Genomic DNA, 10,630 nt, shown 5'->3' on the forward strand with positions numbered 1-10,630 from the left:
AATCTTCGCTTGAAGTCTTCTGGTCAGAGATGTTCCACTTAGCTTGACAATTCAAGCACAATAAAGCATACATCACCGTGGCGATTTGAAAGTTCAAATAAGTCCACCCGACCCCAATGGCATTGTGTGCTGCCGCCATCGAAAAAATCGACGCGAAGTGAAACAGCAACAAAAAGCCAATCGTCATCCCGGCCAAATAAACTTGCCGCAAATGCTTGGGCTGATCACTTTGAAATTTAACTTGCAATAACCATTCATAAAGCAAGGCATAGCCAACTAAAACCAGCGTATTGGTTAAAAACGTGGTGATCCTTAAGCCCCATGCAACCATCTGTGGCCCTCCTTTCAAATCACCTCAAGCATAACATAGGTTCAAAAAAATGGTTTTAAAAAATCAAAATTTGGACACTTGTCTAAGCCAATGACTGCGTTTACACTAAAGGTATTCATTATACAAAGGAAGACGCTTATGCCCCCTTACGCTATTTTCATGGATATCGACGGCACCTTAGTCGACCACTCTCAAATCCCCACTCAGGCCACCGTGGACGCCATCGCCAAATTCCGCGCTGCTGGCAATTTGTTCTTCATCGCCTCTGGTCGCCCCTTATTTTCCGCGCGGGTGATGGCAGATCGCATCGGTCCAAACTTAAATGTGATCTGCTCCAACGGCTCAGTCATCGCCGTTGATCAACAAGTCGACAACATTCATTTGTCAAAATCGGCGCTAACCGGCATTTATCACATCGCAAAGAAATATGGCATCCGCACCCATTTCTTCACCAAAGAATCCGTGATTTTCCTCGATCAACCGACTGAACCAATTTCCCGTGACGCAAAAAATCGCATCGCCGGTGAAGATCCCAGCAAAAATCAACGTGTACATTCGCTGGACGAATTATTGACACTAGCGCCAGAGATCACCAACGGCATCAGCATTTCCTCAGACCTCGACTTGCAGTTGGCTGCCAAAGCCGAAATGGCCAAGCTGCCTGACATCGACGTCTCCTCTAGTGGTTTTGACAATATCGAAATCACCGCCAAAGGCATCAACAAAGCTTCCGCCATCAAAGCCGTATGCGCAAAGCTCGCCATCCCCATGAGCCACACCATGGCGTTTGGCGACGGGGACAACGATTTGCAAATGTTGACCACGGTGCATTACGGCGTAGCGATGGGCAACGCCAATGAACGCGTGAAAGCAGCGGTGCATCATTTCACCACCGACATTCACCATGACGGCGTGGCCACGTACTTGCATCACTTCTTTGATTAAAATAAAGGCTCAGTTCTCGATGATGAGAGCTGAGCCTTTCGTCTTTTTGTTCAAATTTTGTTAACGAGCATGCCTACGATAATTCTTAACCAAAAAAATGACGGCCTTCCTCCGTCGTCATTTCCCCACATTATTTGATCACGTAATCAGAAATCGTCACATGCTTGGTCACTAATTTCTGCGCATAAAACTCATCGGCGATGGCTTGTTGTTCCTTAATATTCGCCTGCGTCACGGCACCCATTGAGAAGCTGCGGCGGTCAAGCATTTTGTTGACGACTTTGGCGTTGAGCTTCAAGGTCTTCACCAGCATCTTGGACAAATGAGCTTGGTTGTTGTTCGCCCAAGTCATATCCGCCGCCAGCGCTTTGGTCAAAGTTTGCGACAAGGCTTTGTGCTTGGTGGCAAATTTGCGCGTGCTCAACAAGTAATCCCGGTTTTGGCCAAGCCGGTGTCATCGACTAGCAACTTGGCACCGCCAGTAACTTCAGCTGTGGCCGAGTAGGGATCCCAAGTCGCCCAAGCATCGATGGTGCCTTTGGCAAATGCCACGGCGGCCGCATTTTGGCCCATATCCACCAAGGTCACGTCTTTGGTGGTCAGGCCGGCTTTTCGCAAGGCCATCAGCACCATGTACTGCGAGCTGGTGCCTTTGGTGTAGGCGATGCGCTTGCCTTTCAAGTCCGCTAAAGTGGCGATCGACCCCGATTTTTTGACTTCGATACCAGAGCCATGGACTTTATCCGCGCCTGCCGCCACGTAAACAAAGTCCATCCCGTTGGCTTGGGCGGCGACTGGTGGCACATCCCCAGCCCGGGCGTAATCGATGTTGCCAGCGTTTAAAGCGGTATTTAAGGCGGCGCCACTTTGGAATTCTTTGAAGGTGACTTTGTAGCCCGCTTTTTTCAACGTTTTGGTCAAAACGCCATGTTGGCGGGAAATATCAACAGGATCGGCTTTTTGGTAACCGATCACCACAGGAGTCAACTGTTTGGCGGCGTCTTCTTTCAGCCCATAAGTTTCGTGATAGCCGTATGCTGCGCCGGCCACGGCCCCGATCATCAATAGCCAAAATAACCCAATTTTAAATTTGCGATTCATCGCGCCCAGTCTCCTTTTGGTATTGTTCCGCCTGGTCGGCCCATGATTTTCGATCCGCGTCAGAAATCACCCGCAACACTCGCGCTGGATTGCCCACTGCCACGACATTATCTGGTAGATCATGCACCACCACCGAACCGGCGCCGACCACGGCATTAGCACCAATCGAAACCCCTGGCAACACGGTCACATTGCCGCCCAGCCAGGTGTTATCGCCAATGGTGATCGGTTTGGCAAATTCCAACATCGACACCCGCACACTGGCATCGATCGGGTGTCCGGCAGTCAGCAAGTTCACCCGCGGGCCGATTTTGACATTGTTGCCGATGGTGATCCAGTTAGTGTCCAGAAACACGGCATCGACATTGCAATAGAAATTCTTTCCCACTTTAATATGCGTGCCGTAATCCACTTCAAACGGTGGCTGGACGTAAACATCTGCTGCGCCAAAAATTTGCGCTTCCAGGCGCGTGATTTCGTCGAGCTGATCGGCAGGCAAGGCATTAATGCGTTGGACTAATAATTTACCTGGCCACTCGCGATGTTCGGCGTTGATTTTTTCAGTGATATATAATTGACCTGCTAACATGCGGTCATACTCTGCGTCTTGTGACATGCCTGTGCTCCTTGCGTATAACAAAAATTATTTTATCACAAGGCCAATACTTATTGACGTAACAAAACGCTTTCACAATGATTATTGTCGTGGTATCGTCAAGGTAGTGATTTTGGAGGTAGTAAAATGACAGATAAACCCGTAATTCCCAACTTGACCTCAGCGTTGCGCTCAAACATTGTCGAATCCCCTAATGTGATCCGCAAAGCTAGCGGCATTCGGCTGTTTGGCAAGCGCATCAAAAGCATTGTCTACTCGACCGACGTGGCGGTGATCGCCAACTGCGATGCTGACGCGATTTTAGCCGTGTACCCTTGGACACCGAGCACTCGCATCTTAGAAGCCATCAGCAAAGTCGCCAATGTCCCGATTCTCGCCGGCGTTGGTGGCGGATTGACCAAAGGCTTGCGGGCGGCGACTGTGGCGCGCTTTGCTGAAGAAAATGGCGGCTCAGCGGTGGTATTGAATGCGCCGACTAGCCTTGAGACCTTGCATTCTGTGCGCCGAATGGTGGATATTCCGATTTTTTACACTGTGGTAAATGAAACCACCGACTTGCTGGCGTACATCGATGCCGGCGTCAACGCGTTGAACATCGCTGGCGGTCGCGATACCACTAAGCTGGTCGCTTGGGCCCGTGAACAACTCAACGACACCCATCCGAACTTTCCGATCATCGCTTCCGGTGGCAAAACTGATGAGCAGATCCTTGAAACGATTCGCGCCGGCGCCAATGCGATCACTTACACCGCATACGGCATGACGGAAAAAACCTTCCATGAAAAAATGGCCAAATACCGCGAGCAACAAAATTAATCACAACGACCCGACAATCACAACTGGCTGCCGGGCTTTTTTTAACCGCCAATCCAAAAAAGTGACCCGCTACCGAGCCACTAATACTCTTTTATCTTTAAATCCGGCTTTTGAAATTGTATCGCTGTCCGGCATCGACAGTGTTTCATGGCCGCCATCAGGTGCCAGTGGTACGCTTCGTTTCGATGATTTGAGTGGGGTGCCGTGCGGCCGGCTTCAAAAATCGGCAAAGCCCGCCGATGTTTTTACGCCTAATTTTTGAGCCAAAAAAATCGCTTGTCTCAAAAATTACCGGTGAAATTGCTCGCAAGCCACAAGCCCGGTGTCTCGCGGCAATCTCACTTTCACGGCACCCCACTCAAATCATCTCCACTCCGCTAGACCACTGACACCTGATGGCTACGAAACGCGCAATACCAACGTCTATGTGTCGATTAATTCGTATATACTGTCGCACGTAAGCGGCTTGAATTTGTAAGCTAGCGATATCAACGGAGAAAATCTGGGGGCTGCGATGGTTTGGTAGAACGGAGGTGAATTGGACCATTGCCCGTGGCAGTGAAATCAAGTGAGACGCCGCTTTTTGGCGGCTCGCGCGGATTTCACCGGCAGATTTGAAGACAAGTGCTTTTCTTGGCTTCAAATCTAGGTGAAGGAACATCGGCGGTTCTTGCCGATTTCCGAAGCCGGCCGCACCGGCAATGGTCCAATTCACCGCAGTGGCGAAAAACCTCGCAGCCCCTAGATTTTCGTGCCGCAAGGCGATTGGTATCGCTAGCTGGAAGATCAAAAACACGCTCACGATGCCGGACAGCGTGCGTTAATTTAAACCGGGATTTAAAGATGACTTAGTATGACCCACCATGTTCGACAACCACCAAACTGGTTAGCGAGCATTTTTGACGGCGCGCACAAAAAAAGTGACCCATTGCTGAGTCACTAGGCCTTGCGTTCACCTGATTTGGACAAGATCTCCGGTTTGCCAAAGTAATACCCTTGGACAAAGCGCACGCCAAATTCTCGGGCCATCGCGATATCCGCTTCAGTTTCAGCCCCTTCTAAGATAAATTGCAAATGATTGTCTTCAGCCACTTGCCGCCAAAAGCTGATACGTTCTCGCAAGGCCCCATCGTCATTGTTACGGCGCAGATTTTGCATGGCGAATTTCACGCCGTCGACATAAGCCAAGCGCGTGCGCACCAATTCATAAGAGTTATCCGAGCCGACGTCATCGATATAAATTTTGATCCCGCTGGCCCGATACAATGCGGAAATGTGGCGCATCAATGGCGCTGATACCACGTCGGTGACTTCCACATTCAACTCCACTGGCCCATCAGGGGCGCTGGCCACATCGCACAACGCCGCGGCCATTTCTTCATCTTTGAACTGTGCGGCCGTCAGATTCACATTGAAGCGATGAAAATCAGTATGACCCATTGCTTGGCGCAACAAGCGCGCGATTTCCACTGGCGGCAACTCAAATTCGTCAGGTAACACGTACCGCCCTAACCCAGTGTCAAAGCGGCGCAACAACAACTCATGCAAGACGCGCGCTTGATCGCCGGCTAGCGCATAGACGCCTTGGGCAAAATAGCGAAAGCTGGAGTAGTCTTTAGGCGCATCAACCACCGGGGTGATCACTTCAGCATCCACGGTGATCAAGTCACGACCGTTGCGTTTGGACTTATACACCGCATCATCAGCGCGACGATACACATCATCGATGGTGCGATCGGTGGGCCGCAGTGCCGTCACGCTAACAGACATGGTCACATTCATCGCGCGTTGCGCATAGACATATTCATGCGTGCGCACGGCTTGGGCGACTAGGCGCAACACCGGCGTGGCTTGATGCACGTCGACACCAGGAAACACAATATTCAACTCTTCGCCATTTGTGCGAAACGTCAGCGCTTGCGTATCCGTTTGTTGCAAGGCTGCTTGAATCGTCTCAGACACCGCCAACAATACGGCGTTGCCTGCCAGGTGACCATAACGCGCATTGATCTGCTTAAAATGATCCAGATCTAAACTCGCTAACGCCAATTGGCCATTTTGCGCTTGGGTTTGGGTGAATAAGTCGGCGAGTTGGGTTTGTTGATGCAATGCCACATCAGAAGACAGCTTCCCATTGTAATTGGCAATACGGTCGAGTTCGGCGTGCTCGGCATCTTCTTGTAAGACTTTGGCCCATGAGCCTAACGTCACTGCCGCCATCAAGCCATACATCACCGTGGCCCAAAGCCGGTCTTCTGGCATCACCGTCAACATCGTCGAACGTGTCGGAATAGTCAACCAAAACGCGCCTGCCAACAAAAGCGACACCAATTCGCCGATGCCTAAATTTGCCAACATTTTTTTAGGATAAGCGCGCAAACCGACCAGTAGCGCCAAAGACAGCGCCGCGGCAACTAACCCCAATGGTGTCGCCAGCTCCCCAGCATGGTGCATCTCCCACATGATCGTGACGCAGACCAATTGAAAGACTGTTTCTAGTTTGGAGAAGCCATCAAAGAAAAACGGCGTCAGCAACACAAACAACGCGACATTGTGATAAAACCAACTCGTTTGCCCCAGCATCAACATCCCAGCAATGACGTGAATCCCTAAACCCACACCTACCGTCAATGCATTGATCCGCAAGTGTAACCAAAAACCGCCACGCGCCACCACTTGGGCGTGTAGCCGGTGAAAAAAGAACATGTAGCCGACCGCAAAGAATGTGGCCAACACTGTGTGGATCAAATACTGCCCCAAGGCTGTTAGACTAAACGTCATCGTGCGCTCCCAAGCGAAATGATTTTATCTTCACTATTTATTAAATATATTACTATATTACACGAACGTTCAAGTTTTGTAAATAAAAGTGTCAATCATTTATTCATAAAAGTCTTTATCTTTGGCGATTGAATTGTAGGCAAACAAAAAGTGACCCGCCGAAGCGGATCACTTCAACAGTATAAATTTGACCTTGAACCAATTGTTGCACAATTTCAGCGTAAGTTGTCATTATCCAGCCTCAACGATTGATTGCCCATCATTCTGATCATGGCGACTATCGCTAACGGGTCATTTGCGTTTGTTCAAGCCTAACGCCAACGCGCCTACGCCTGAAAGGACGATTGGCTGGCCAACAATATCAGGTAATACTGTACGCAAACTTTCAAACAGCGAAACATCGCCGCGTTCAATCATGATCGCTGGAAATTCCGCACTCGAAACAATGCCTTTATCACGCATCCGCAGCCAAAAATCTGCAATGTCATCTTTTGAAAGCACATAAGCATCAGCCTGATCTGGATAGAGTTTCTTAAATTGCAACGCGATTTCACGCCCACGGTATTGACAGTGTTTACGAGGACTTGTGCAGGACTCTCAAATAAATTGATCGTCACATGGACGAGCATTCGGCCACCTCCACATTTCAAAATCTGGGCGAATAACATTGAACCTTTGTCTTTAAGGTTATCGCATTCATACCAGAAGCTGATCCAACAGCTTACGCGCCAAAAGGACACGCCAAATCCACGAAACAGTTGCCTATTTCGTGGACCTGCGGCTGTATGCCGATTTGATTACGTTCGTGCAGTTCTCTAACAGCTCAAGGACGTTGCTGCGGGCCTTGGGATCTTAACCCTCAACCGCGTTAGGCGCTAATCAGCTTTGCACTGCCTTTCGCACACAGACGTCGCCTTGCTACTCATGTCACCATGAGGTCAATACTCCCGGCGGTAACTGGATTGAGTCCACCAAAGGGGACCCTTCTTTGCCGGCATTTTGAAACTGAAGATCCAGCAGAGCTCGACAGTTAAGCCCAGATGCTGCGGGATAGTCTTCATAGTTTAGCGGGCACTTCCGCCCGTCGCGAAGTGGTACGGGTGACCTGCGCTAAGCCACTCACTCCTCCTAGAATTCAAAGCTATGATAACGCCTTCATAATATAAAGTCAAGTACTAATAATGCTTTTTTTTAACTAGTATCGGTGTCGCCGAAATTATGCGCCGGTGAAAAGACTTTTTCGTGATTTTAAGCCGTGAAATTTGTCAATTCGGCTGTTTGACTTCACAATGATGTTGGAGGTGAAACCATGTTAACGCGTAGTCGCAGACCATTCCAAATTCGCGCAGTCACTGCCGGTACCGCACGGCTGACCTTACTGCTACCCAATGATCACTTTCGCACGCTAGATGTCGTCATCTTAGGCGCCAACAATTTTGCTCGGGCAAATCATCATGAGCAGTTAGGCTGGCCAACCCAAACTATTTTTGCTGAATACGGGCCGGCCTTTACCCAAAACACTGGCGCCTTGGGTTACGCCAAACCCGTTTCCATGAAAGGCTATTTGATGCAGGTGAATATCATCCACAGTCAATCTGATCACGAATTCGCCGTCCGACAACAAGCCAAATTCATCGGTGCCGAAATTAAATTTTTCAATAAATGGCTCAACTCGCAAAATCATCCGCGGCGCCCCGATTGGTCGCAACAAGTCAATCACTTATCGCGCACGCTAAACAAGTTTGGCAATCGCAAACTGTCTTTTGACACGTTACTCGATCAGTTTATCGGCGTGTTCGACCAAGGCAGCACCCATCAAACCCAGCGCACCGAAACTATCGCGCAAAAAGCTAGAGAAATTCGTAATCGTATCAACGCCAAACGCGACGCTCGCCTGCCAGTCGCCTACTTGTTGATCAACGCGCGAAACGTCGAATATTATCTCTATGGCGATGCCCGCGACATCCAGTTCAACACCGAAAAAGAAGACGCTGAGCATCGCAAAACCGGCGATTTACAGCGATTCATGTTCACTCGCGTCAAGCGACAAAAAGCTGAGTTTGAAAAGCTTGGCATCCCTTTTTACGACCCAAAGCGCTTGGCGAATTGGCAGGCAACCGATCAGCCAGTCTGGGACCCAAACCAACTCGACAAATTTCATTTAGGAGGTTGACGACATGCAAGGAGAAATCAACGGCCCAATCCTGGGCATCGACACCATTACTACTGTCAAAGGCACCAAATCAGCAGTCGTGCAGGTCATGAAGATCCACATCGATGCTGAAAACATCGACTGGGACCAAGCCCCTGATCCCAATCCTGACCTCGCGATGATCGCATTCACCGAACTCTTTTACTTGCCACTAGACCTTGGCACCCGGGTCACGATTTCCGGTCCAGTACAAGTACGCCTTGCGTTACCGCCTAACGCGCAAAAAAAGTTCCAAACTCAAATCAAGCGCGCCAATCATCAGCTCAAAGTCGCGTTTGATAAATGGATCAAACGCAACCAACTCACTGATCACAACGCACAACTCGAACATCTCATGACCCAATTGTTGAATGAGCAGATCAACTTGAATCAGTTTTACACCGAGGTCCAAACTGAAGCTTATGGCCATGTCGAAAAATCTCGATCGATCGACAAACTCCACCACGCATTGCGCCCTGCTTTAAAAGCTCGGTGGCGTTCAAATCATGATACGCCGACTGTGTTGTGGTTTGAACAAGCGGAAAATATCGAAATCCAAGACTCGCTAGACGAGCCGGATGATGGCCCACTCACGGTGATCCGGCTGGACGAAGGATCGGTGAAGGACAAATGGGCGGAGTGGCAGCAGAAAATGGCGAAAGCCCAGAAATAAAATAAACTGTCACAAACAAAGACCTACCGACGCAACGCATCGGTAGGTCCTTACATAGATCGGTTCAAATCATGCTTGTGGACGCATCGCAATCACATTATCGCCAGTATAAAATATTGGTTTCTTTGCGGTATAGCGGTCAAAGAAATCAGCATCCAAAGCAAACAATCTCACCACAAACGCGGGTAAAATATGCAGCCGTTGCATCAAGTCTGTCACGGTTAACACATCATGGTCAAACAACAATTCGATCAACGCCTTGATCCGACCGGGACGCACTGGTACGAGCTGATCATCGAGCGGTTCTTGATTTTTGTAACCGAGTTTGTTTAGTCGCCCGAAGAAATAGCGGTATTCTTGGTACGACATCATCCCCAGTGAATAAGCGCGCATCGCCATGGCCACAATCGATACATGATACTTTTGCTTTAAGGCAATGTAGCTGTCAGGATTTGAATGCCGATTGATCAATGCATAGTCATGTCGGAAATCAGCCTCAGGCAACAAAAAGTCAGCAGCGAACTGATGAGCCTGTTTCTCGATCATGTGATAATCAGCGGCACTCAAAGCTTCGAAATCAACTTGCGTATGCAACACCAAGTGACCTAACTCATGCGCCAAATCGAAATTTCGCCGCACCACCGATTTTTTCTCGGTGCTCATCACGATCCATGGTCGGCCGTCTGCAGTCTGCGTTGAATAAGCATCGATATCTGCCCCCAGCGACTTCTCAGTGATATAAACGCCGGCAAGTTCCAGAATCGACATGAGATCTCGGTCGTACTGCACCTGCAAGCGATTGCGGATAAATGCCGCGACTTGGCTGATTTGTGCATCATCTAACGGCGTCGTCTGCATGGCGGTACTCTCATGTTGAATCTGAGCAAAAGGCGTATCTGGCGTCGTCAAAAACCTTTCGAAATAATTCACTAAACCATCGGCAAAGTCTAGATATCGGGTTTCCATGCGGGCGAGCTTACGAGAATTGTGATTTTTGGCCCGATAGGCGACTCGCGTTTGATCGACCACCGATTGTAAATTCAATGGCGTGAGCAAAAATTGCGGGGTTAGTGAAGGCGGCCAACGGATGTTGCCACCTCTGCCATAGATGTTGCCACCGAGGGCGTGCGGACAAATTCCTGGACTTCGGGTATGATGTCATTATGTATTCAAATG

General features: G+C 49.4%; 10 protein-coding genes and 1 pseudogene. 5 read left to right on the forward strand and 6 right to left on the reverse strand.

Translation table 11 applies throughout. The annotated features are described in order from the left end of the window. The coding region (locus tag FD01_RS00310; RefSeq protein WP_156647251.1) for a hypothetical protein at positions 1-331 on the reverse strand (331 nt) is incomplete at its 3' end. A 138-nt stretch (positions 332-469) separates the two neighbouring features. On the opposite strand from FD01_RS00310, the gene FD01_RS00315 reads away from it, so the two are divergent. After that, the gene (locus tag FD01_RS00315; RefSeq protein WP_056962222.1) at positions 470-1,276 is read left to right on the forward strand and encodes a Cof-type HAD-IIB family hydrolase; all 807 of its coding nucleotides are present in this window, start codon (positions 470-472) and stop codon (positions 1,274-1,276) included. A gap of 130 nt (positions 1,277-1,406) precedes the next feature. Here FD01_RS00315 and FD01_RS00320 read toward each other — a convergent pair. Together FD01_RS00320 and FD01_RS00325 are read right to left on the reverse strand one after the other, a co-directional pair. Then, positions 1,407-2,377, reverse strand: a pseudogene (locus tag FD01_RS00320) (aliphatic sulfonate ABC transporter substrate-binding protein). Then, on the reverse strand, positions 2,361-2,993 hold the full coding sequence (locus FD01_RS00325; protein WP_056962223.1) for a sugar O-acetyltransferase: 633 nt from the start codon (positions 2,991-2,993) through the stop codon (positions 2,361-2,363). Before FD01_RS00325 ends, FD01_RS00320 begins: the two are co-directional and overlap by 17 nt. A gap of 126 nt (positions 2,994-3,119) precedes the next feature. Here FD01_RS00325 and FD01_RS00330 point away from each other — a divergent pair, with 126 nt between their 5' ends. Both FD01_RS00330 and FD01_RS15930 read left to right on the forward strand, forming a co-directional pair. Next, a complete protein-coding gene (locus tag FD01_RS00330; protein ID WP_056962224.1) occupies positions 3,120-3,809 on the forward strand; it encodes a beta/alpha barrel domain-containing protein in 690 nt (229 codons plus the stop codon). Further along, a complete protein-coding gene (locus tag FD01_RS15930; protein WP_152164761.1) occupies positions 3,772-4,071 on the forward strand; it encodes a hypothetical protein in 300 nt (99 codons plus the stop codon). Before FD01_RS00330 ends, FD01_RS15930 begins: the two co-directional genes overlap by 38 nt. Positions 4,072-4,748: 677 nt before the next feature. Here the strand turns inward: FD01_RS15930 and FD01_RS00340 are convergent. After that, complete coding sequence (locus tag FD01_RS00340) at positions 4,749-6,590, reverse strand: bifunctional diguanylate cyclase/phosphodiesterase (RefSeq protein WP_056962225.1); 1,842 nt, start codon at positions 6,588-6,590, stop codon at positions 4,749-4,751. Positions 6,591-6,881: 291 nt separating this feature from the next. Continuing rightward, positions 6,882-7,133: a hypothetical protein gene (locus FD01_RS00345; protein ID WP_054718507.1), complete on the reverse strand. Its 252-nt coding sequence runs from the start codon at positions 7,131-7,133 to the stop codon at positions 6,882-6,884. Positions 7,134-7,899: 766 nt separating this feature from the next. Here FD01_RS00345 and FD01_RS00350 point away from each other — a divergent pair. Together FD01_RS00350 and FD01_RS00355 are read left to right on the forward strand one after the other, a co-directional pair. Continuing rightward, positions 7,900-8,763 carry a hypothetical protein gene (locus FD01_RS00350; protein ID WP_054718510.1) on the forward strand — a complete coding sequence of 288 codons (864 nt, stop codon included), beginning with the start codon at positions 7,900-7,902 and terminating at the stop codon, positions 8,761-8,763. Positions 8,764-8,767: 4 nt separating this feature from the next. Further along, positions 8,768-9,454, forward strand: a complete 687-nt coding sequence (locus FD01_RS00355; protein WP_054718513.1) for a hypothetical protein — start codon at positions 8,768-8,770, stop codon at positions 9,452-9,454. A gap of 69 nt (positions 9,455-9,523) precedes the next feature. On the opposite strand, the gene FD01_RS00360 is transcribed toward FD01_RS00355, so the two are convergent. After that, a complete protein-coding gene (locus FD01_RS00360) occupies positions 9,524-10,498 on the reverse strand; it encodes a spr1629 family repressor/antitoxin (protein WP_152164762.1) in 975 nt (324 codons plus the stop codon). Positions 10,499-10,630 lie beyond the last annotated feature (132 nt).

This window comes from Lacticaseibacillus manihotivorans DSM 13343 = JCM 12514 (assembly GCF_001435035.1).
GTDB classification, from domain to species: Bacteria; Bacillota; Bacilli; order Lactobacillales; family Lactobacillaceae; genus Lacticaseibacillus; species Lacticaseibacillus manihotivorans.